Genomic DNA, 22,415 nt, shown 5'->3' with positions numbered 1-22,415 from the left:
GTGACGGCGCATGCCCTGCAAGCAGGCCGACTTATTCCTGAAAACGGCGAAACAGCGCCTGCCCTTTCAGCAATCCCGCCCCCACCCCGCCTGCGCATACCAGCAACAGCGCCGCGCCGCATAACGGCAGCGCAAGCCACAGCCGCCAGTCCGGCTGCCACGCAAAGTCAAAGACGCGCGTTTGCAAAAGCGCCAGCGCAGTCTCAGCGCCAATGGCCGCCACCAGCCCGGCAACCGCTCCCAGAGCGGCAAACTCGCACCACAGCGTCCGACGCAGCAGCATTTTACTCGCGCCCAATGTGCGGCAAACCGCCATCTCCTGATGACGCTGGCGCATGCCCACCTGCACCTGGGCAAACAGCAACAGCAAACCGCAAACGGTAACCAGCATTACCATTACCTCCAGCGCCCGGCTTACCTGCCCAAGCACCTGGCCTATCTGTTGCAAAATGGCGCCAATATCCAGCAAAGTCACGGTTGGAAATTCGCGGTTAAGCTGCGTCAGCATAGCCATATCGCCATCCCAGCGCAGGCTGGTAAGCCAGCTCTGCGGTTGCCCATCAAGCGCCCCCGGCGGGAAGATAAAGTAAAAATTAGGCCGCAGGCTTTCCCAGTCTACTTTGCGCAGGCTGGACACAGTAGCGCTGAAAGTTTGCGTATCGCCGGTAAATGTGAGGCGCTGCCCCGGGTGAATGTTCAGTCGCTTAGCCAGCCCCTCCTCTATTGACACCTCGCCTTCACGCGGCGGCCAGCTTCCAGCCACAATTGGGTTATGGGCCGGTTTACTGCTCTGCCATGTCAGGTTCAACTCGCGATTGAGCGCTTCGTCGCGGTTGCCTTCGGTAGACCGGGCGCCAATTTGCGTCAGACGGGCGCGCACCACCGGATACCAGGCATCCGGGATTATCTGATACTCAGCCAGAAACGCCTTCAGCGGCGCTACCTGCGCAGGCAATATATTAACCAAAAAATAGTTCGGGCTTTCTGGCGGCAACTGCTGGCGCCAGCGGTCGAGCAAATCGCCGCGCAGCATCAGCAACAGCGCCAGCAGCATAAAGGACAGAGAAAACGCCGCCAGTTGGCTCAGGGTAACCCACGGCTGGCGCAGCAGGCGGTTAACGGCCAGGCGCAGCGGCAGCCAGTCGATAGCTGCGCGCTTAAGCAGGCTTAGCAACAGCCAACCGATCGCGCCGCACAGCGCCGCCAGCATCAGCACGCCAGCCAGCACCGCCCACAGAAGCGTTCTGTTCCCTGGCAGGCACGTCAGCAGCGCAACCACGACAAAGGTCGCCAGCGGCAGCCAGAGCTTCAGCGGCCAGACGTTTGCTACCGCATCGCGGCGCAACACACGCACCGGCTGCGTTGCCAGCAGCCGCCGCCAGGGCCTCAGCCCTACCAGCAACGAAATCATTACCATACCGCCAACGGACCACAGCCAGGGCCACAGGCTGGCTGCAGGCAGATCAGCGGGCAGCACAGGCCTGAGCAGATAGATTAACGCCGCCTCGAAGCCCAGCCCCGCCAGCCCGCCGGTAACGGCAGCCAGCGCCAGCACCAGCAACCACTGACCAGGGATAAGCCTACGCAGCGCCTTACGCCCGGCGCCCAGGGTTTTTAGCAACGCCACCAAATCGTAACGGCTATGGCAGTAATGGCTCATCGCCACGGCAACGGCAGCGCCGGACAATAGCAGCGTCAGCAGCGCGCTCAATAGCAGAAACTGTTGCGAACGCGCAAGGGATTTGCCCAGCGCGCCGTTATCCTGCGCCGCGCCCGTCCAGCGCTGCCCCGCCTTAAGCCGCGCCAGCAGCCAGGATTCGTAGCTCGCCAACTGCGCTTCGCCGCCGCCAAATTTATAGCGCCACGTCAGGCGGCTGCCGGGCTGTACTGCGCCGGTTTTTTCCACATCCGCCATATTCATCAGAAGGCGCGGCGCCATACGAAATGGGTTAAAACCGCTGTCCGGTTCCCGGAGCAGTTCACCGGCAATGCGCAATGTTGCATCGCCAACCTCAATCTTATCGCCAGGCTTTAATGCCAGCAGCGCCAACAGCCCTGGCTCCGCCAGCACCGCGCCCGGCTGCGGCTTCAGCCCCGGCGGGCGCGTAACCAACTCGCCGTATAGCGGATAGAGAGAATCCACCGCCTTCACGCTCGCCAACTGTGGTCTGTCGCCGGCAAAAGTCATAGTGGAAAAAGTAAGCTGACGCCCCACTTTCAGCCCCTCCTGTCGCGCCTTATTCAGCCAGGCCTCCGGTACCGCGCGCGCGGCGCGCAGTGTGCGATCGCCTGCCATGAGTTCACGCGTTTGTTGGCTCAGGCCCTGCGCCATACGATCGCTAATGTTGCCCAGCGCCAGTACGCAGGCCACCGCAAGGCTCAGGGCCAGCCAGACAATGAGCAGCGAAGGCGAACGCCATTCGCGCCAGAACCAGCGAGCAATCATTATTCCTCCCAAAGCCTGCCATCAACCAGGCGCAGCCGCCGATCGCAGCGCGCCGCCAGTTGTTCGTCATGCGTCACCAGTATCAGGGTTGTGGCGTAGTTGCGGTTAAGAGAAAAGAGCAAATCGGCAATGCGCTCGCCAGTCTGGCGGTCGAGATTGCCGGTAGGTTCATCGGCAAACAAAATCGCCGGACGGCCGTTAAACGCGCGCGCCAGCGCCACGCGCTGCTGCTCGCCGCCGGAAAGTTGGGCAGGCAGATGAGCAAGACGCAGGCCAAGGCCAAGCTCTTCCAGCAGCGCCCGTGCCTGAACGCGGCTATCGGCATCCCGTTCGCCGCGCAACAACGCAGGCAATTGCACATTTTCCAGCGCATTAAGCGTCGGAACCAGCATAAACGACTGGAAAACGAAGCCGACATGCTTCGCTCGCAGCGCGGCCCGGGCTTCTTCGTCCATTGCGTGAAGCGGCTGGCCCAGCAGTTTTACTTCTCCGCTGGTGCCATCATCCAGACCTGCCAGGATAGAGAGCAAGGTGGATTTTCCCGAGCCGGACTCGCCAATCAGGGCAATTGTCTGCGCCGGTTTGACAAGCAGTTCAACTCCGGTAAGGATGGACAGTTCATGTTCTCCCTCACCGACGGATTTCTTAAGATGATGAACTTCAACTATGTTTTCCGCTGGCATTTTCCTTTCCTGTTGCTGGCGTTGCTAACCTGTCGCGCCGCAGCGGCGGACACATTGTTAATTCTGGGTGACAGTCTCAGCGCAGGTTACCGCATGTCCGCCAGTGTTGCCTGGCCGGCGCTGCTTAATGAGAAATGGCAGCCGGGTACGCGCGTTGTCAATGGAAGCATCAGCGGCGATACCACAGCCCAGGCGTTGGCTCGCCTGCCGGGATTGCTCAAACAACATCGGCCTCGCTGGGTACTGATTGAGCTGGGCGGCAACGACGGCCTGCGCGGTTTTCCGCCTGCCGATATTGAAGCGACGCTGCGCAAAACCATTGATGCGGTCAAAGCAGCCGGCGCTCGGCCGCTGCTCATGCAGATTAAACTGCCTGCAAACTATGGTCGGCGTTACAACACGGCGTTTAACGCCATCTATCCTCAGCTTTCCGGGCGCTATGCTATTCCTCTGCTGCCTTTTTTTATGGAAGAGATCTATCTCAAGCCGGAATGGATGCAGGAGGATGGGATTCACCCAGGCCCGGCCGCTCAGCCGTTTATCGCCGACTGGATGGCCGAAAAACTGGCTCCGTTAGTTAACCACGACTCCTGATAAAACAGGGAATATCTGGCGTAAAGTTATGCAAAAAAGCATTTTAATTACAGGCTGTTCCAGCGGAATTGGCCTTGCCAGCGCACAGGCGCTGCGCGATCGCGGCTGGCGAGTGCTGGCCGCCTGCCGCAGACCCGAAGACGTAGCGCGCATGAACGCGCAGGGTTTTACCGGCATAGAGCTGGATCTCGACGCCCCCGAAAGCGTAGCACGCGCCGCCGCACGCGTAATTGAACTGACCAATAACCGTCTTTATGGGCTGTTCAACAATGCAGGCTACGGCGTTTACGGCCCGCTTGTTAACGTCAGCCGCCAGCAGATGGAGCAGCAGTTTGCCACTAATTTTTTCGGCGCGCACCAGCTCACCCTGCTGCTACTGCCCGCCATGCTACCACACCGCGAAGGGCGAATTATCATGACCAGCTCGGTCATGGGGCTGGTTTCCACACCGGGTCGAGGCGCGTACGCAGCAAGTAAGTATGCGCTTGAGGCCTGGTCGGACGCGCTACGCATGGAGTTGCGCCACAGCGGTATCCGCGTAAGCCTGATTGAACCCGGGCCGATTCATACCCGCTTTAGCGAAAATGTTGACCAGACGCGCAGCGACAGGCCAGTGGAAAATCCCGGTATCGCCGCGCGCTTTACCCTCGGGCCGCAAGCCGTCGTGGCGAAAGTGCGCCACGCGCTGGAAAGCCCCAGACCGCGCCTGCGCTATCCGGTCACGCTGGTGACCCACGTCGTTGGCGCGCTCAAACGCCTGCTACCTGCGCGCCTGATGGATAAAATATTACAGGCCTGAGTTGAAGCCGCACGCACAAGCCCCTATATAACAGGCATATGCCCAAAAACAGACAGAGAGTGACTCATGTCCGCACAGAATATTATTGATATTAGCGAAGCGAACCTGCCCCAGGTGCTGGATCAGTCCATGACTGTGCCAGTTCTGTTCTATTTCTGGTCCACGCGCAGCCAGCACTGTGAGCAGCTCACGCCAGTGCTCGAAGGGCTGGCAAGTCAGTACAACGGGCAGTTTATCCTGGCGAAGGTGGACTGTGATGCCGAACAAATGGTGGCCGCCCAGTTTGGCCTGCGCGCTATCCCCACGGTGTACCTGTTTCACAATGGGCAGCCGGTAGACGGCTTCCAGGGGCCGCAGCCGGAAGAAGCTGTTCGCGCCCTTCTTGATAAAGTGCTGCCGCGCGAAGAAGAGCTTAAAGCCCAGCAGGCAAAGCAGCTTATGCAGGAAGGTAAACACGCCGAGGCGTTAGCGCTGCTCAAGGACGCCTGGCAGATATCGAACCAGGACAGCGAAATCGGGCTTATGCTGGCGGAAACCCAAATCGCCCTGAACCGACCCGACGACGCCGAAGCGGTGCTAAAAACCATTCCATTACAGGATCAGGATACCCGTTATCAGGGGCTGGTGGCGCAAATCGATTTGCTGCGCCAGGCGGCCGATACGCCGGAAATTCAGCAACTGCTGGAGCAGGTGGAGCGGAACCCACAGGACGCGGCGCTGGCCGTACAGCTCGCGCTGCAACTGCATCAGGTGGGGCGTAACGAAGAAGCGCTGGAAAAACTGTTCAGCCATCTGCGTCAGGATCTGGGCGCCGCCGACGGGCAGGCGCGCAAAACCTTCCAGGAGATTCTCTCTGCGTTGGGGACTGGCGATGCGCTGGCCTCCAAATACCGCCGTCAGCTCTACTCGCTGCTCTATTGATTGCGGTAAAAATCCGGGAGCGTGTTCTCAACAAAGCGTGGAAAGACGAGCTTCTTTCCACGTTCACCGCTAAGATAGCCGCCAAAAACGCAAGGAGATGTTATGTTAGTGGTGATTGCCGTTCTTATTGTCGTTGCGCTGGTTATCGTCAGCGCAGGCGTCAAAATTGTTCCCCAGGGTTATCAGTGGACCGTTGAACGCTTCGGGCGTTACACCCGTACGCTGCAGCCGGGCCTTAATATTGTTGTGCCGTTTATGGATCGCATCGGCCGCAAGATTAATATGATGGAACAAGTGCTTGATATCCCATCTCAGGAAGTTATCTCTAAAGATAACGCCAATGTCACCATAGACGCGGTGTGCTTTATTCAGGTTATCGATTCAGCGAAAGCCGCCTATGAGGTCAGTAACCTCGAGCTGGCTATCGTTAACCTTACTATGACGAATATTCGTACCGTGCTTGGCTCAATGGAGCTTGACGAGATGCTCTCACAGCGTGACCGCATCAACAGCCGCCTGCTGCACATCGTCGATGAAGCCACCAATCCGTGGGGCGTAAAAGTGACGCGTATTGAAATTCGCGACGTGCGCCCGCCGGAAGAGCTAATCAATTCAATGAACGCGCAGATGAAGGCTGAGCGTACTAAGCGCGCCTACATACTGGAAGCAGAAGGCGTACGCCAGGCTGAAATACTTAAGGCTGAAGGGGAGAAACAGTCGCAGATCCTCAAGGCCGAAGGTGAACGGCAGTCCGCATTTTTGCAGGCCGAAGCGCGCGAGCGCTCCGCCGAAGCCGAAGCGCAGGCGACCAAAATGGTGTCTGAGGCCATCGCCGCAGGCGATATCCAGGCCGTGAACTACTTTGTAGCCCAGAAATATACCGACGCGCTACAGCAAATCGGCGCAGCCAATAACAGCAAAGTAGTGCTGATGCCGCTGGATGCCAGCAGCCTGATGGGATCGATTGCGGGCATCAGCGAACTGATTGGCGAAAGCAAAAGCGGGCGTAAACTTACATGATTGCCGCTATTTCCGCCCACCCATACCTTTTCTGGCTTACTCTGGGCGGGGTGTTGCTGGTAGCTGAAATGCTCGGTACCGGCGGCTGGCTTCTGTGGTGCGCCGTGGCGGCGGTTATAACGGGCGTGGCGTCCTGGGTTGCGCCGCTGTCCATCGAGTGGCAGGGCGTCTGTTTTGCCGTACTAACGGTGCTAAGCGCGTTCCTGTGGTGGCGCTGGCTAACGCGCCGCAACAGCGTGAACCGCCCCGCTAACGCGCTCAACCAGCGCGGCCAGGCGTTAATTGGCCGCGAACTGGTGCTTGATGAAGCGCTGGTGGACGGCCGGGGCAACGCCCGCGTGGGCGACAGCCGCTGGCCTGTGGTAGCTGATACCAGTCTCCCTGCAGGCAGCCGCGTGGTGGTTATCGCAATTGAAGGCATTACGCTTAGAGTGAAAGCGCGCTAAAAAGCCTGTCTGCTTCTCTGCGGCCCGGCGCCTGTTACGCTTTCGCCTGCCGGGCGAAGCGATACGCCCGGCAACGCCGTTTGTCATACGCGCCCGGCAGGCGCGAGTATTTGCCCCTGTCTGCTAACGCTAAATACGTTACGTTAGCTATAATTCAAGGCAAATTTTACCAATATGGCGATTGCCAATTTGGTGTTCAAAAGCGGCGGTAATCTCTTCAAACGGGAAGATACAGTCAATAACAGGGCGAATGTTCGTTGCGTTCAATGCCTTGATCATATCGCACTGATGAGCGCGGTTTCCGACTGCAACGCCCTTTATCTTCAACTGCTTAGCAATAATTTCGCCGGTAGGGACATCGCCTGTTACTCCGGTAAATACGCCTATCAGCGAAATATGGCCGCCAATACGCGCAGCAGCAATGGACTGAGAAAGCGTACCCGGGCCGCCGATTTCGATAACGTGATCAACGCCACGCCCGCCCGTCATGTCGAAGATTTTTTTCCCCCACTCCGCCTCGGTACGGTAATTAACGACGCCGGCGACGCCCTTTTTGAGCAGCCACTGCGCTTTTTCATCACTGGATGTCGTCGCCCATACCCGGGCGCCAGCCATAAGAGCAAACTGTAGGGCAAAAATAGATACCCCGCCCGTACCGAGTATCAGAACATCATCGCCTGCTTTGATTTTCCCGTTTACCACAAGCGCGCGCCATGCCGTCAGCCCGGCGGTAGGGAGCGTGGCGGCTTCACTGTGCGTCCAGCCTTTGGGCATGTGAGTAAACCAGCCCGCAGGGCGTACAACCCGGCTTACGGCATAGCCATCAATCCCGTCGCCCGGCGTACGGCTGAAGTTTGCAACGGTCGCCTCGCCCTCGCGTCAGTCAGGAAAGAAAAGCGAAACAACATTATCCCCTGGCGCGAATTCGGTCACGCCTTCGCCCACTTCCTCAACCACGCCCGCGCCATCAGACAGCAAAATACGGCCAGCCGCTGCAGGCAGAACGCCTACTGCAACGTTAAAATCGTGAAAATTAAGCGAGTTGCTGGCTATTCTTACGCGTATTTCCCCGTAAGCAGGTTTACCCGGATCTGAAATAACCACTCGTTGAATATGATTTATTCCCGGCATTGCGCCAAGTATCGCTGCTTTCATTATTTTCACCTGATTTTAGGACTCAATGTTGTAGACTGTAACCTTTACTGAGCTTCCCGATAAGTACGAACAAAAATGTCAGTATCCCAAATACCCGGTAAGAAAAAGCACCAGAAGCATATACTCTTTGCCTTGCTCAACGGCGAAAAACCCATCGATCCGTCGTGCCGCTCCCGACAATTGCTCAGTCATATCACCAGCCGCTGGGGCGTATTAACGCTGATAGCGCTGCAGCGCGGTACGCTACGGTTTGGCGAGATGAGACAGTTGCTCAACGGCGTCAGCGAACGCATGCTGATAAAAGTGCTTAAAGATTTTGAAAAAGATGGGCTTGTTTTGCGTAAATCCTTCCCCGTTATTCCTCCCCATACGGAATATTCGCTAACGCCCGCAGGCTTGCAGGCGGCCGATTTGGTGACTCAGTTAACCGACTGGGTGAGTAATTACCAGTCGGCGCGTGAGCCGTAACATGCCATATTGTTGCTCTGCAACACCGCATAATTTAGACAGACGCCTGACAAGCTATATACGCCAGCTCACGGCTATTCAACAAAACAATTCGCTATTATTACTTAATATTACGATGCAAATTTTTATTAAATTTAACGGGCGATGAAACATACACAATACAGAGGCCTGAATAAAAACATTAACGCTAAAGACGAATTTACCTGCCGCTTTACGCCAGCGACTTCACCTATACCGCACAGCGCTGCCTGCGCTACTTACGCAGCCTCGCGGGTGGGCAGAGGCAGGGGATAGCGTACCGGTATTTAAGACTGCTGACAAACCCCATCCTGTCGCGGACAAGATGAATGAAATACAATAAAAAAATAAGTAAAATCAAGGCATAGATTTTCACCTGCTTACCACAAAGAAGGAAAAACCCCATTTTTTCCTTCTTTGTCAACAATCCGGGATACCGTACCGGTATTTATTTCCCGCCATAGCAGCAGCCCGAAAGATTATTAATGATAGGACAGTCCGCGCTGTCATCCCCAGGGCAGCTTTCTGCCAGCGACATTAGCTTCTCACGCATCTTCCTGAGTTCGGCAATATGGCGCTCGATATCCGCCACTTTTTTCAGCGTGCGCGCCTTCACGTCAGCGCTATGGCGAGCCGGGTTGTTAAACAGCGCCACCAGCTCACCGCACTCTTCAAGGGTAAACCCCACCTGCCGGGCCTGGCGCAACAGCGTTAGCTCTTCCAGATGCTTTTGCCCGTAGCTACGATAGCCGTTTTCCGCTCGCAGCGGCGGCGTTACCAGCCCTTTTTCTTCATAAAAACGTATCGCCTTACGGGTAAGGCCGGTACGCTTCGCCACATCGCTGATATTCATCATCCCTCCTGCACGGCGATAGACGCCGGTGAATAGCCCTATTTTACCCTGCCGCCACAAAAAGGGGACGAAAGATTGGCGCCTTTGCAAGACAGACACATAATACGTCCCGATGTCCGCAGTTGCGGCGTTAAGCTCCTGCTTTCTCTGGACATAAGGTAAGACGCCAATTCCTTAGAGGCGTAGCCGCGTTATCCGCCCCGGGGCTGGTCACGCCCGCCCTGGCACAGAACAGCGCTAAAGGGCCGCTTATAACGCTGGCTGCGGCGCTGGCCTCGTCTTTTTACTGTATCGGCCCGCTGCTTTATTTGCTGTTCGGCCTGTCCGCCGCCGGGCTAACCAACCTGCCTGCGCTCGCCTGGCTGCAAATGCCGTTGATTGCGCTGGCCGCCGGAATGATGGCGCGCGAGTTCTGGCGGATTTACCTGTCGCCACGCCCGTTATGCCTCAACGCTATCAGCCTGCGCATGCTGCGCGCCCTGTACTGGCTGGCGCTACCGCTTATCATTACGCTTGCAACGTAGCCTTATGCGCTGGCGTGGCTGTGGGGAGGAACAGAATGAAAAAACCGCTGAGCCTGGCGCTGCTGTTTATGCCGCTGGCCTGGGCCAATAAACAGGTCACGATTGTTATCAAACAAATGACCTGTTCACTGTGCGTCATTTCCGTCAACCAGGCGCTGCGCGCTACCGGTGGCGTCATTAAGGTAAAATCATCGTTGAAAACACGCCAGGCTGTGGCCTTTGTCCGAATGATTTTGATAACCAGAAGTTGCTTGCCGCCATCGCTCGAACCGGCAACGGCAACATCAACAACGTAACCGTGGTGAAGTCAGCCCTACGTTATCCGGCGCCCCGGTTAAGCCTGCGGGGCGCGTTCTTTTAACTTACCGGCTGGCTGCATCCAGCTTATCAATATCCTCCTGCGTCAGATTCAGGCCAGTTGCGTCTGCCAGGTCGTCTACCTGCGCCAGGGTCGCCTGGCGCGCCTTAGCGACCGCGTCCAGCGCATCAAGGATAGCCATCCCTCGCGGGTTAACATACTGCGTCACTACTTTTTCTCCGCGCGCGCTTTTCCCGGCGTCCGCTTTGCTGCGGTATTTGCCGCTCAAAAAGCCGCTCGCCAGCGAATAATAGCTAATGACGCCCACTTTCGCCCGTATCGCCGCTTTTTCCAGGCCGGCCTCGTATTCTTTACGATCGTAGAGGTTGTATTGCGGCTGCAGACTTTCATAGCGCGCCAGGCCATCGCGCCTGCTGATATCAAGCGCTTCCTGAAAACGCGCGGCGCTATAATTAGATGCGCCAATAGCGCGCACTTTTCCTTCTTTTATTAATGTATTAAAAGCGGCAAGCGTCTCCGCCAGCGGCGTATCTTCATCGTCGCAGTGCGCCTGATACAGATCGAGATAGTCCGTTTTCAGGCGCCGCAGCGACTCTTCCACGGCCTGACGAATGTAGTGCCGTTTCAGGCCGCTTTTTCCAGGCGACATCTCCATGCCGACTTTGGTCGCCAGCACAATACAATCGCGTTTACCTGAACGTCTGAGCCATTTGCCGATAATCGTTTCAGATTCGCCGCCCTGATTACCCGCCGCCCAGCGCGAGTAGACATCAGCCGTGTCGATAAACCACAGCCCCCTCTCTACCAGCGCGTCCAACAGCGAAAACGACTGTTTTTCATCTACCGTCCAGCCAAAAACATTGCCGCCAAAGGTTAATTTTGGCACCTGAATACCGCTTTTCCCCAGTTCACGGGTGTCTTCATGGCGCATCGTTGACTCCTTTTGGGTCATAAAATCAGGTCAGCCACAACTATAGCACCCGCCGGCCGCGCCATTTGACGCAATAAATTACCGTTCTGTATAAAAAAATAACCGCTTGTGCTGTTTTTTTTACGCGTAGCGGAACAACGTCTTGACCTTCCCCTTGCTGGAAGGTCTATGCTTGAACACGATTATTTCCCGGGCCGGTCCTGGCCCGTTCACTCAAGGAGTCCGGTATGTCCCGTACTATCGAGCTCGCGCTGGATGGCCTTTCCTGCGGCCACTGCGTGAAACGTGTTAAAGAGAGCCTGGAACAGCGCCCGGACGTGGAGAGCGCTGAGGTCACAATTGAAAAAGCCCTGGTTACCGGTAGCGCCAGCGCAGACGATCTGATCGCAACCGTAAAGCAAGCCGGTTACGGCGCGGCGCTCAGCCACCCAAAAACTGAACCGCTGACGGAGTCAACAAACCCGTCGGAAGCGCCGACAGCGGTCTTCTGCGAGCTTCCGGCAGCCGACGTTGACGACGACAGCCAGCAGTTGTTAATCGGCGGCATGAGCTGCGCCAGTTGTGTGACCCGGGTGCAAAACGCGCTGCAGCGCGTTCCGGGCGTCAGCCAGGCACGGGTAAATCTGGCAGAGCGCACGGCGCTGGTTACGGGCAGCGCCCCCGCCAGCGCATTAGTGAAATCCGTAGAAGACGCAGGCTACAGCGCCGAGGCCATTGAGAACGACGCCGAGCGCCGCGAGCGCCAGCAGCAAACCGCCCGGGCAGCCATCGCACGCTTTCGCTGGCAGGCGATTCTGGCGCTGGCGGTCGGTATCCCGGTGATGATCTGGGGCATGATGGGCGACAACATGATGCTCAGCGCCGATAACCACGCCGCCTGGCTTGGCATCGGCCTTCTGACGCTGTTCGTGATGATTATCGCTGGCGGCCACTTTTACCGCAGCGCCTGGAAAAGCCTGCTTAACCGCAGCGCGACTATGGATACGCTGGTTGCGCTCGGCACCGGCGCCGCCTGGCTTTATTCTATTGCAGTGAACCTGTGGCCGCAGTTGTTCCCGGCTGCCGCACGTCATCTGTATTACGAAGCCAGCACAATGATTATCGGCCTGATTAATCTCGGCCATATGCTGGAGGCGCGCGCGCGCGCGCGTTCATCCAGCGCGCTGGAACGTCTGCTTGATCTGACGCCGCCTACCGCCCGTATTGTCACTGACGACGGCGAACGCGTCGTGCCGCTTGCGGAGGTCGGCGTCGGTATGACGCTGCGCCTGGCCACAGGCGATCGCGTCCCGGTCGATGGCGATATTATCCAGGGCGATGCCTGGTTTGATGAAGCAATGTTGACGGGCGAACCCGTGCCGCAGCAAAAAGGCGTCGATCAGCCCATCCACGCCGGGACAACCGTGCAGGACGGCAGCGTGCTGTTTCGCGCCAGCCGTACCGGCAGCCACACCACGCTTGCGCGCATTATCCGCCTGGTGCGCCAGGCCCAGAGCAGCAAGCCGGAAATCGGCCAACTGGCCGATCGCATCTCAGCGGTATTTGTACCTGTGGTGGTGCTCATCGCGCTGGTTGCGGCAGCGGTATGGTATTTCCTCGGTCCAGCCCCACAGGCGGCTTATGCCCTGGCTGTGGCTACGACGGTATTAATTATCGCCTGCCCGTGCGCGCTTGGGCTGGCTACGCCCATGTCGATTATCTCCGGGGTTGGCCGCGCCGCCGAGTTTGGCGTGCTGGTGCGTGACGCAGACGCGTTGGAGCGCGCCAGCGCGCTGGATACGCTGGTATTTGATAAAACCGGCACACTGACTGAAGGCAAACCACAGGTTACCGCCGTGGAAACCGCCGGCGGTGTGGACGCAGCACAGGCGCTAAGGCTTGCGGCGGCGCTGGAACAAGGATCCAGCCATCCGCTGGCGCGGGCGATACGGGAAAAAGCCGCTGACGCTACGCTGGCGCAGGTTGACGACTTTCGTACCCTGCGCGGGCTTGGCGTTAGCGGCAATGCCGAAGGTCACGCCCTGCTGCTGGGCAACCGGGCGCTGCTGATGGAGCAAGGCATTGACTGCGCCTCCCTGGAGGCGCGGATTGAAGCTCACGCCGCGCAGGGCGCCACGCCAGTGCTGCTGGCGGTAGACGGCCAGGCGGCAGCGCTGTTCGCCGTACGCGATCCGCTGCGGGCCGACAGCGTGGCTGCGCTAGAGCGACTGCACGGCGAAGGCTACCGGCTTGTTATGCTCACCGGCGATAATCCGACCACCGCAGCCGCCATTGCAAAAGAAGCGGGTATTGATGAGGTGATTGCCGGCGTGCTGCCGGACGGCAAAGCCGACGCCATCAAATCCTTACAGAAGCAAGGCCATTACGTGGCGATGGTGGGCGACGGCATCAACGACGCGCCGGCGCTGGCGCAGGCCGAGGTGGGCATCGCTATGGGCGGCGGCAGCGACGTGGCGATTGAAACGGCAGCCATTACGCTGATGCGCCACAGCCTGGCCGGGGTTGCCGACGCGCTGGCAATCTCCCGCGCTACGCTGCGCAACATGAAACAAAACCTGTTCGGCGCGTTTATCTACAACGCATTCGGTATTCCGATTGCCGCCGGCATCCTGTGGCCGCTGACCGGCACGCTGCTTAACCCTGTGGTGGCCGGCGCGGCAATGGCGCTGTCATCCATTACGGTAGTCAGTAATGCCAACCGCCTGCTGCGCTTCACGCCAAAAGCCTGATACGTTATCTGCCCCGCCGGGGCAGAGTTACCATAAACACAACTATTCAGCCTTTATGGTCATCTACAGACCGGCCGGCCAGCGGCTGTTGACGCGCAGCCCAACGTTCATGCGGCGCTATATCATTTTTAATTGCATTAATATATGGTTAATCCTGATAAGTTTGATTTCTGCCCGCATATTAAGCGCGAGAAATTAGCAGCGGCGGAGAAATATTTTCCTTGTGAGCTATTTCCCTGCGCCCGATACGTACAACGACTTGTTTAATATACATAAGCGCTCAGAAGCCGTAATGATACTGCTAAAGCAAGCATTGCCGCACAATTAGCGAATTATGATTTACTCCTTTCCTGAGCCGGTATGGTTTAGAATTCCGGGCAAACGCGTTTAGCGCAGCCAGCCCGGATAGCGTAGAATCATGCCAGCCCATTTTATATTCTACTGGAATAAAGCAGGCTTTCTGACATACTCCAATCATATCAATATCAAAAAGAATATATATCAGTAACAGACATCGTTATCGTTGAAGGGATCAAAATTACAATATCTTCCTTCTTTTATATTCCAGCCTCCTCCGACACATACGCCTGAACCTGTTGGCGTCGGGTTTCCTGGCCCGTAGAACCCGCCAGGCCAGGAACAGTTCTTGCTGGTTAGCGCTCCAACAACTGTGCTCCAGATTATATGCGCGCCTGTATACCAGCCCCTGCTGCCCGCGCTACCGGACACCATTGCCAGCGCCAGCTCATCAGTAATTTCTTTCAATACAACTTTATAGCTAACTTTCATTATCAATCTCCTTTATCAGTTTTATTACAGGGTTCACGTCGTTTGACGAATATTCCATTGTACTCAGATGAATAATCTTTTTTTTATTGAAGCCATTTGTATAAAACTGTAGTTTAAGCCCTGGTGCGCAAACAAGTATCTCCGCCCCCTGCGCCATAAGCTTCTCAATATCAGATTCAGTATTATCTCGCTCCACACGCCAGCCAGCATGATGAGAAGCAACGTAATTCTTAAGCGTGGCAATATATTTTTCTTCAGAGCCTATGCCAAATAAATTCCCCCAAATACCTGCGCCATTTACCCCCTGAAGTGGAAATCTGCCTAAAATTGGGCCTGGCATGTAGATAAAGTATATACATTTCATCATTATTGACGCTCGCGCTGAGTTAATTTATTAATATATTTACTCATCAGATCTGAGCAAACACGCAACAACAACACTCATTCCGCCAAATAAATTGAGGTTGCTGCTTGTATAACTTGCTATACAGCATTTCCCATTTACTGTATATAAAGAATAACTCCGCCAAATTGCAAATGATAATCATTACCAATATTTTGTGACGCATATCTCCTCTCGCAAGAAAAAATGCTTTCTGCACAGGCAATTAATCAGCAGCGACGCTTTACTTTCCTGGTACGCCACAGTTTATGCTGCATCAATCCGCGTCTCTTTGCCCAAAATCGCTGTGGTTTCCTCTACCTGCGCCAGCCCATACTTCCAGGCTCGCGCGATAAAGCCCAAAGCGCATGGGCCTGTCTTAGGCTGTGCCCCTTAATCCTGCATGGATGCCGCCGGGGCGCGTGCGAAAACTCCGCTGACTGCGTTGTTGGGCCTGAACAGAGGGTCACTCTGCCCTGCGCCTTGCCAGCAGGGTTTTCACTCAGCGCCAGCAGCATGAGGATTAAGGGACACAGCCTGGTAATTAACGACGGTTATTGTTTTACAGCGAAAGCCAGGGTAAGCCTGCTACAGTGCAAAAACTGCCATTTGCGCCTCGTCGCACCGCGCGCTAGCATGATCTTTTCAGTCTGGAAATGCGTATGGGTATGTTAAACCGTCTCCGTATACTGGTTTCCCGCTTTTTCACCGCCACCTATCCCTGGCCCGCGCTGGACGTCATTTTGCCCGGCGGCCGCTACCTGCACCTGGTGGGCAGCATACATATGGGAACGCCCGATATGGCCCCCCTCTCTGCGCGCCTGCTGCAAAAACTGCAGCAGTCAGACGCGCTCATCGTTGAAGCGGATATCAGCGACAGCGGTTCGCCCTTTCCGGCTGGCGGCAGCGAACTACCGCTCCACGCCCGCCTGAGCGCTGAGGAGGGGCGGCGTATCGACAGGCATCTGCAGGCGCTGGCGCTTGATGTAGCCAGCATTGACAACTTGCCATACTGGCAAATCGCGCTGATGCTTCAGGCCCAGCAGGCTCAGCGGCTGGGGCTACGTCCGGATTACGGCATTGATTTTCAGCTACTGCAAAGCGCGCACCTTCGGCAAAAGCATGTCATCGAACTGGAGGGCGCGCAAAGCCAGGTGGATTTACTCAAGGCGCTGCCGGATGGCGGGCTAACGCTGCTCAACGATACCCTTGAACACTGGCATACCAACGCCCGGTTACTGCAAACAATGGTAAGCTGGTGGCTGGAATCAACGCCCGGCATACAGCATGCGACACTGCCAAATACCTTCAGCGGTGAACTTTATGATGTGATGATGACGCAACGCAACTACCGCTGGCGCGACTTTTTGCGCACGCTGCCGCCGGGGCGCTACGTCGTTGCGGTTGGAGCGCTACACCTCTATGGCGAAGACAGCCTGCCGGAATTACTAAAAAAAGATTAAAAAAATGGCCAATATCGCTATTGGCCCGTCAAAGAGGAATGTATTTATTATTGTCATTATCCCGGCGGCCGCGACCGCCGAAGCCAGTATTGTCGCCTGGTAAGGCAGTCAATGTCACGACAGTTATGAATTTTCCTGGTCAGCGCTTGCCTGGCCCCGGTACGATGCCCTTTGATAAACATGAGTAAAAAGTATGACGCCCGCAGTAAAATTATTGGAAAAGCATAAGATAAACTTCCAGCTTCACGCCTACGACCACGATCCCAACGACACCCGCTTTGGCGAAGAGGCCGTGGAAAAACTGGGGCTGGATGCCAGCCGGGTTTATAAAACGCTACTGGTGGCGCTGGGCGGCGATATGAAGCAACTGGCCGTGGCGGTAACGCCGGTCGCCAGCCAGTTGGATTTGAAAAAGGTCGCTAAAGCGCTGGGGGTGAAAAAGGTGGATATGGCCGATCCGATAGTCGCACAACGCACTACCGGCTATCTGGTCGGCGGGATAAGCCCGCTGGGGCAGAAAAAACGCCTGCCAACGGTGATAGACGCCCCGGCGCGCGAATTCCCGTCCATTTATATTTCCGGCGGTAAACGCGGGCTGGATATCGAACTGGCGGCAAGCGATCTGGCGACGCTGCTAAAGGCGCAGTTTGCCGATATCGCCCGCCGCGACTGAGTTATTTCAGGTTAACCTCGCCCTTTGGCGCTAGCGTTGCTGCGTCAATGGGCGAGTTTTTCTGGATATATTCTTTGAGCACTTCGGCATCAATAAACCCGGTATTCACATAACCCGCGTGTTCATCAATTTTTGGCCAGCCATCGCCGCCTGCCGCGTTAAAACTCAACGTGGCCAGACGGTAGATTTTAGTCGGGTCGACAGGTTCGCCTTTAATGCGCAGCGCCGACAGTTTTCCCCCTTTCGCAACAAAGCTGACGTTTGCAAACTGCGGATATGCGCCGGAATCAGGCTTTTTCTGCGCAACCGCCGTCAGGTATGCCTGCAACGCTTTACCTGTAAAATCGATATAAGCCAGCGTGTTGCCAAACGGCTGCACCTGCAAAACGTCTTTATAGGTAATATCGCCCGGTTCAATACTGGCGCGTATACCGCCGCCGCTCATGGCGGCCACGTCTGCCTTACTTCTCGCCATCAGCGCGTTGAGAATCAGCCGCGCCATATTGGTTTGCTCAAAACGAACCTTATTGCGATCGCCTTCCAGCCTCTGGTTAACGCTACCGATTTTTACCATTACCCGGGCGCGGCCTTTTTTCTGAAACGGCGACAGCATCGCCAGCATCTGCTGGTTTTCAGGGATAGCGGGCATGTACAGCACCCATTCGCTTTTGCCGTTGTCCCATTTAAGCGCTTTTTTGAGATTAACCGGCAGCAGGCGATAGCGCTTAAGCGTCATGACGCCATTGCGAAATTCAAAATCAGCGCGCCCAACGTATTTGCCCCATTCGTGCGCCTGCACAATCCAGGTGCCGTTTTGCACATCCGGCGTACACGGCGTGCCGGGAATGTAATCCTGCATTTTATGGTTATTTTTCGCCATACAGACCGGGTTCTGCGAATGACCGCCAACAATCATCGTCAGCGCCCCCTTCGGCAGGCTACGCGCAAGCTCGACATCCCCTGGCGCGTTAGAGCCGTGATCGCCATTGTCATAGTGGCCCATATGGGTGACTGCAATAATGACATCCGGCTTTTCCGTCTGCTGCAGTTCCTGAATAACCAGTTTCGCCTCATCCGCCGGTTTACGAAATTCGATATCGGTAAAATATTCCGGGTTGCCGATTTTCGCCGTATCGTCAGTAGTCAGGCCAATTACTGCCACTTTAATGCCCTGTGGTTTAAACAACGCCCAGGGTTTAAACAGCCGCTCACCGGTGCTTTTGTGATAAATATTGGCCGACAGAAACGGAAATTTCGCCAGTTTTTCCTGCTGGCGCAGCACCGACAGCGGATTATCAAATTCATGATTGCCTACCGCCATCGCGTTATAACCAATCAGGTTCATACCGCGAAAATCAGGTTCGGCATCCAGCAGATCTGATTCCGGCACGCCCGTATTGATATCGCCGCCTGACAGCAGCAGTACGCTGCCGCCCTGAGCGGCCACCTCATTGCGCACCCGGTCAACCAGCGTTTTTTGGGCCGCCAGACCATATTCGCCGCGTTCGCTGCGCCAGAAGTGACCGTGATGATCGTTGGTGTGCAAAATGGTAATTTTATAGGTTTTGTCCCTCTCCCAGCCATACGCGCCGCCGCTTGCCAGCGCATATATAGCCACCAGCGCCGCTGCCAGCGCCTTTACCCCAGAATACATCGTTTACTCTCCCTGGTTTTACCAAACGAAAATCACTGCTTTATGCAAAGCATATACTGATTTAAGGTGTGCGCCGCGGGGCGATAAAATCCTTTTCCCGGCTTTTCACGCCGCTTGCGGGGGCGTATGTTAACAGAGTATCCGGCTTCACCGGAGCTTTCCCTGCATTATTCGCCCAACTATAAATCATAAATTTCAGGTAACTATGGCAATGAGTCAACAAAACCCGGCGTTGTCTGGCACGCCGCCGTCGCAAAAAGCCCGAACATCTTTTGGCATCCTTGGCGCTATCAGCCTTTCTCATCTGCTCAACGATATGATCCAGTCGCTGCTGCTGGCGCTGTATCCGTTATTGCAGGCAGAATTTACCCTCAGTTTTGTGCAGGTGGGGCTGATTACGCTGACCTTCCAGCTCGCCTCTTCCCTGCTGCAGCCGGTGGTTGGCTACTATACCGATAAATATCCCATGCCCTGGTCCCTGCCTGTCGGTATGTGCTTCACGCTATGCGGCCTGGTGCTGCTGGCGCTGGCAGGCAGCTTTCCGATGGTGTTGCTGGCAGCAGCGCTGGTGGGTACCGGCTCTTCGGTATTCCATCCCGAATCCTCGCGCGTGGCGCGTATGGCCTCCGGCGGACGTCATGGGCTGGCCCAGTCGTTGTTCCAGGTAGGCGGCAATTTCGGAAGCTCTCTCGGCCCCCTGCTGGCAGCGGTAATTATCGCGCCTTATGGTAAAGGCAACGTCGCCTGGTTCGTGCTGGCAGCGCTGCTGGCGATTATCGTGCTGATGCAGGTAAGCCGCTGGTATGCCGCGCAGCACCGCATCGCCAAAAGCAGACCGGCCCAGCCTGTCTCCAGCCCGCTGCCGCGCAATAAAGTGGCGTTGGCTATCGGCATTTTGCTGGTGCTGATTTTCTCCAAATACTTTTATATGGCGAGCATCAGTAGTTACTACACGTTTTATCTGATGCAAAAATTCGGCCTCTCAGTGCAAAACGCCCAAATACATCTGTTCGCCTTTTTGTTTGCGGTCGCGGCAGGAACCGTGATTGGCGGCCCGGTAGGCGACAAAATTGGTCGAAAATACGTCATATGGGGTTCAATCCTCGGCGTTGCGCCATTTACGCTTCTTTTGCCGTGGGCAACCCTGTGGTGGACGGGTATTTTGACCGTCATTATCGGTTTTATCCTCGCCTCCGCCTTCTCCGCCATCCTTGTTTACGCCCAGGAGCTGCTGCCAGGGCGCATCGGCATGGTTTCAGGGCTGTTTTTTGGCTTTGCTTTCGGTATGGGCGGTCTCGGCGCCGCCGTGCTGGGCCTGATTGCCGACCATACAAGTATTGAGCTGGTGTATAAAATCTGCGCCTTCCTGCCGCTACTTGGCATTTTCACGGTATTCCTCCCTGATAACCGCGTAAAAGGCTGACCTTTTTTCGGCCAGAGGCTTACTCTGGCCGGTTCTTATTCCCACATTCTTTCACGCTTTCACAGAGATAAGCGGCTAATTTGGCGCGTTATAACTTTTTTTTGAGGTAAGCGCTGGTTTTTAACGTAATTCAACGTTTATTCTTAAACGTAGTTTAAAAAAGTGTTTTAAACTATGAATACGCCAGTCGCCCCATTTCGGCGCCGATACCCGGTTTCACCCAGCCCAGAAGGAGACGGAATGCATCACGCCACCCCGCTTATCACCACCATTGTTGGCGGCCTTGTGCTCGCTTTTCTGCTCGGTATGCTGGCGAACAGGCTACGTATATCGCCCCTGGTGGGATATCTGATTGCGGGTGTGCTGGTAGGGCCTTTTACGCCAGGCTTTGTGGCCGACACCAAACTGGCGCCGGAGCTGGCGGAGCTTGGCGTTATCCTGCTGATGTTTGGGGTAGGGTTACACTTCTCGCTTAAAGATTTAATGGCGGTAAAGGCCATCGCTATTCCCGGCGCGGTGTTGCAGATTGCGGTGGCAACGCTGCTCGGCATGGGGCTGTCCGCCCTGCTGGGCTGGTCGTTGATGACCGGTATCGTATTCGGCCTGTGTTTATCCACCGCCAGTACCGTCGTGCTGCTCAGGGCGCTGGAAGAACGCCAGCTCATTGATAGCCAGCGCGGCCAAATCGCCATCGGCTGGCTGATTGTTGAAGATCTGGTCATGGTCTTAACGCTGGTTCTGTTGCCCGCCATCGCTGACATGCTGGAAAAAGGCAACGTTGGCCTTGCTTCGCTAACGCTGGATATGGGTTTGACCCTCGGCAAAGTCGTGGCGTTTATCGCGCTAATGATGCTGGTTGGCCGCCGCCTGGTGCCGTGGATCCTGTCACGCAGCGCCGCGACCGGCTCGCGTGAACTGTTTACGCTGTCGGTGCTGGCCCTGGCGCTTGGCATCGCGATGGGCGCCGTAGAACTGTTCGATGTTTCATTCGCGCTGGGCGCCTTTTTCGCCGGTATGGTGCTCAATGAATCTGAACTTAGCCACCGCGCCGCGCATGATACGCTGCCGCTGCGCGACGCGTTTGCCGTACTGTTTTTTGTTTCTGTAGGAATGCTGTTCGACCCGAGAATACTCATGAATCAGCCGCTGGCGGTACTCGCTACGCTGGCCATTATTATTTTTGGCAAATCAGTTGCGGCCTTTCTGCTGGTGCGGATGTTCGGTCACTCTCAGCGCACCGCGCTCACCATCGCCGCCAGCCTGGCGCAAATTGGCGAATTCGCCTTTATCCTGGCAGGCCTTGGAATGTCGATTGGGCTGTTGCCGCAGGCCGGTCAGAACCTTGTGTTGGCCGGCGCCATCCTCTCTATCATGTTAAACCCGGTGGTATTTGCTTTGCTGGAGCGCTTCCTGAAGAAAAACGAGACGCTGGAAGAGCAGACGCTGGAAGAAGCGATAGAAGACGAAAAACAGGTACCTGTGGATATCTGCAATCATGCGCTGCTGGTCGGCTTTGGCCGCGTGGGAAGTCTGTTGGGCCAGCGTTTGATTGACCAGGGCGTACCGCTGGTGGTTATTGAAACCTCGCGCAACCGGGTTGATGAGCTGCGCGAGCGCGGAATACGCGCAGTGCTTGGCAATGCCGCCAATGAGGAAATTATGACGCTGGCGCATCTCGACTGCGCGCGCTGGCTGCTGCTGACCATACCAAATGGCTACGAGGCCGGTGAAATTGTGGCCGCCGCGCGCGAGAAGAACCCACACATTGAAATTATCGCCCGCGCCCATTACGACGATGAGGTAAATTATATTACCGAACGCGGCGCTAATCAGGTAGTAATGGGTGAACGTGAAATCGCCAATACTATGTTGACATTGCTGGAAACGCCGCCGGTCGCAGACGCGATGCCAACCGGTTAAACCTGTTTATGAATAACGTTTTTTGTTAGTGCAAAAAAACCATGCCATGCCGTGACCCGAATGAGTGGGCCTCTTATCGTTTATTGACTGTCAGCAAGCCTGTTCGTTTTAACGCCTACTGGCTTACAGAGTGGCGCGCTGACGCCCGCTGATACCGGTAAAACGCAGGCGAAGGCCAGATAAGACGCCCAGGGTGGGGGCTGAG

General features: G+C 56.1%; 20 protein-coding genes and 1 pseudogene. 13 read left to right on the top strand and 8 right to left on the bottom strand.

Translation table 11 applies throughout. From position 1 onward, the window contains the following. Positions 1-31: 31 nt before the first annotated feature. Together ybbP and ybbA are read right to left on the bottom strand one after the other, a co-directional pair. The gene (gene ybbP / locus JJB97_RS10495) at positions 32-2,446 is read right to left on the bottom strand and encodes a putative ABC transporter permease subunit YbbP (protein WP_238713965.1); all 2,415 of its coding nucleotides are present in this window, start codon (positions 2,444-2,446) and stop codon (positions 32-34) included. Next, positions 2,446-3,129, bottom strand: a complete 684-nt coding sequence (gene ybbA, locus JJB97_RS10490) for a putative ABC transporter ATP-binding protein YbbA (RefSeq protein ID WP_238713964.1) — start codon at positions 3,127-3,129, stop codon at positions 2,446-2,448. The genes ybbP and ybbA overlap by 1 nt, the downstream gene beginning before the upstream one ends. Between ybbA and tesA the strand changes: the two genes are divergently transcribed. From tesA to JJB97_RS10465, 5 genes are all read left to right on the top strand, one after another. Continuing rightward, a complete protein-coding gene (gene tesA / locus JJB97_RS10485) occupies positions 3,097-3,723 on the top strand; it encodes a multifunctional acyl-CoA thioesterase I/protease I/lysophospholipase L1 (protein ID WP_238713963.1) in 627 nt (208 codons plus the stop codon). The two genes, ybbA and tesA, sit on opposite strands and share 33 nt — an antisense overlap. A 28-nt stretch (positions 3,724-3,751) precedes the next feature. Further along, a complete protein-coding gene (locus tag JJB97_RS10480) occupies positions 3,752-4,522 on the top strand; it encodes an SDR family oxidoreductase (protein ID WP_238713962.1) in 771 nt (256 codons plus the stop codon). A gap of 66 nt (positions 4,523-4,588) precedes the next feature. Beyond that, positions 4,589-5,443, top strand: a complete 855-nt coding sequence (locus JJB97_RS10475) for a co-chaperone YbbN (protein WP_238713961.1) — start codon at positions 4,589-4,591, stop codon at positions 5,441-5,443. Positions 5,444-5,545: 102 nt separating this feature from the next. Continuing rightward, the gene (locus JJB97_RS10470; RefSeq protein ID WP_238713960.1) at positions 5,546-6,463 is read left to right on the top strand and encodes an SPFH domain-containing protein; all 918 of its coding nucleotides are present in this window, start codon (positions 5,546-5,548) and stop codon (positions 6,461-6,463) included. After that, positions 6,460-6,909 carry an NfeD family protein gene (locus JJB97_RS10465; RefSeq protein WP_238713959.1) on the top strand — a complete coding sequence of 150 codons (450 nt, stop codon included), beginning with the start codon at positions 6,460-6,462 and terminating at the stop codon, positions 6,907-6,909. Before JJB97_RS10470 ends, JJB97_RS10465 begins: the two co-directional genes overlap by 4 nt. Before the next feature lie 147 nt (positions 6,910-7,056). On the opposite strand, the gene JJB97_RS10460 is transcribed toward JJB97_RS10465, so the two are convergent. Beyond that, positions 7,057-7,683 carry a zinc-dependent alcohol dehydrogenase family protein gene (locus JJB97_RS10460; RefSeq protein ID WP_238713958.1) on the bottom strand — a complete coding sequence of 209 codons (627 nt, stop codon included), beginning with the start codon at positions 7,681-7,683 and terminating at the stop codon, positions 7,057-7,059. Between the two features lie 105 nt (positions 7,684-7,788). Beyond that, the gene (locus tag JJB97_RS10455) at positions 7,789-8,064 is read right to left on the bottom strand and encodes an alcohol dehydrogenase catalytic domain-containing protein (protein WP_238713957.1); all 276 of its coding nucleotides are present in this window, start codon (positions 8,062-8,064) and stop codon (positions 7,789-7,791) included. A gap of 75 nt (positions 8,065-8,139) precedes the next feature. Between JJB97_RS10455 and JJB97_RS10450 the strand changes: the two genes are divergently transcribed. Next, the gene (locus JJB97_RS10450) at positions 8,140-8,532 is read left to right on the top strand and encodes a winged helix-turn-helix transcriptional regulator (RefSeq protein ID WP_238713956.1); all 393 of its coding nucleotides are present in this window, start codon (positions 8,140-8,142) and stop codon (positions 8,530-8,532) included. Between the two features lie 466 nt (positions 8,533-8,998). On the opposite strand, the gene cueR is transcribed toward JJB97_RS10450, so the two are convergent. Beyond that, positions 8,999-9,403 (bottom strand): Cu(I)-responsive transcriptional regulator, encoded by a 405-nt coding sequence (gene cueR, locus JJB97_RS10445; protein ID WP_238713977.1) that lies wholly within the window; start codon positions 9,401-9,403, stop codon positions 8,999-9,001. Positions 9,404-9,711: 308 nt separating this feature from the next. Between cueR and JJB97_RS10440 the strand changes: the two genes are divergently transcribed. Then, positions 9,712-9,927, top strand: a complete 216-nt coding sequence (locus JJB97_RS10440) for a transport protein (RefSeq protein ID WP_238713955.1) — start codon at positions 9,712-9,714, stop codon at positions 9,925-9,927. Positions 9,928-9,962: 35 nt separating this feature from the next. After that, a pseudogene (locus JJB97_RS10435) lies at positions 9,963-10,288 on the top strand (heavy-metal-associated domain-containing protein). 1 nt (position 10,289) lies between these two features. On the opposite strand, the gene JJB97_RS10430 reads toward JJB97_RS10435, so the two are convergent. Beyond that, entirely contained in the window at positions 10,290-11,177 is an 888-nt protein-coding gene (locus tag JJB97_RS10430) for an aldo/keto reductase (RefSeq protein ID WP_238713953.1), read from the bottom strand. A 227-nt stretch (positions 11,178-11,404) separates the two neighbouring features. Between JJB97_RS10430 and copA the strand changes: the two genes are divergently transcribed. Next, on the top strand, positions 11,405-13,906 hold the full coding sequence (copA, locus tag JJB97_RS10425; RefSeq protein ID WP_238713952.1) for a copper-exporting P-type ATPase CopA: 2,502 nt from the start codon (positions 11,405-11,407) through the stop codon (positions 13,904-13,906). Positions 13,907-14,684: 778 nt separating this feature from the next. Here copA and JJB97_RS10420 read toward each other — a convergent pair. Next, positions 14,685-15,062 carry a nitrogen fixation protein NifS gene (locus JJB97_RS10420; RefSeq protein WP_238713951.1) on the bottom strand — a complete coding sequence of 126 codons (378 nt, stop codon included), beginning with the start codon at positions 15,060-15,062 and terminating at the stop codon, positions 14,685-14,687. Positions 15,063-15,739: 677 nt separating this feature from the next. On the opposite strand from JJB97_RS10420, the gene JJB97_RS10415 reads away from it, so the two are divergent. Both JJB97_RS10415 and ybaK read left to right on the top strand, forming a co-directional pair. Next, positions 15,740-16,540 (top strand): TraB/GumN family protein, encoded by an 801-nt coding sequence (locus JJB97_RS10415; protein WP_238713950.1) that lies wholly within the window; start codon positions 15,740-15,742, stop codon positions 16,538-16,540. A gap of 193 nt (positions 16,541-16,733) precedes the next feature. Beyond that, positions 16,734-17,213 carry a Cys-tRNA(Pro)/Cys-tRNA(Cys) deacylase YbaK gene (gene ybaK, locus JJB97_RS10410; RefSeq protein ID WP_238713948.1) on the top strand — a complete coding sequence of 160 codons (480 nt, stop codon included), beginning with the start codon at positions 16,734-16,736 and terminating at the stop codon, positions 17,211-17,213. Position 17,214: 1 nt separating this feature from the next. On the opposite strand, the gene ushA is transcribed toward ybaK, so the two are convergent. Next, entirely contained in the window at positions 17,215-18,867 is a 1,653-nt protein-coding gene (gene ushA, locus JJB97_RS10405; protein WP_238713947.1) for a bifunctional UDP-sugar hydrolase/5'-nucleotidase UshA, read from the bottom strand. A gap of 205 nt (positions 18,868-19,072) precedes the next feature. Here ushA and JJB97_RS10400 point away from each other — a divergent pair, with 205 nt between their 5' ends. Both JJB97_RS10400 and ybaL read left to right on the top strand, forming a co-directional pair. Beyond that, complete coding sequence (locus tag JJB97_RS10400) at positions 19,073-20,290, top strand: MFS transporter (protein ID WP_238713946.1); 1,218 nt, start codon at positions 19,073-19,075, stop codon at positions 20,288-20,290. Between the two features lie 240 nt (positions 20,291-20,530). Further along, a complete protein-coding gene (ybaL, locus tag JJB97_RS10395) occupies positions 20,531-22,210 on the top strand; it encodes a YbaL family putative K(+) efflux transporter (protein ID WP_238713945.1) in 1,680 nt (559 codons plus the stop codon). Positions 22,211-22,415: the final 205 nt, after the last annotated feature.

It is taken from the genome of Tenebrionibacter intestinalis (assembly GCF_016632365.1).
GTDB lineage: Bacteria > Pseudomonadota > Gammaproteobacteria > Enterobacterales > Enterobacteriaceae > Tenebrionibacter > Tenebrionibacter intestinalis.
Note: the sequence above shows the minus strand (reverse complement) of the source record. Positions and strands in the feature narration are given on the sequence as shown.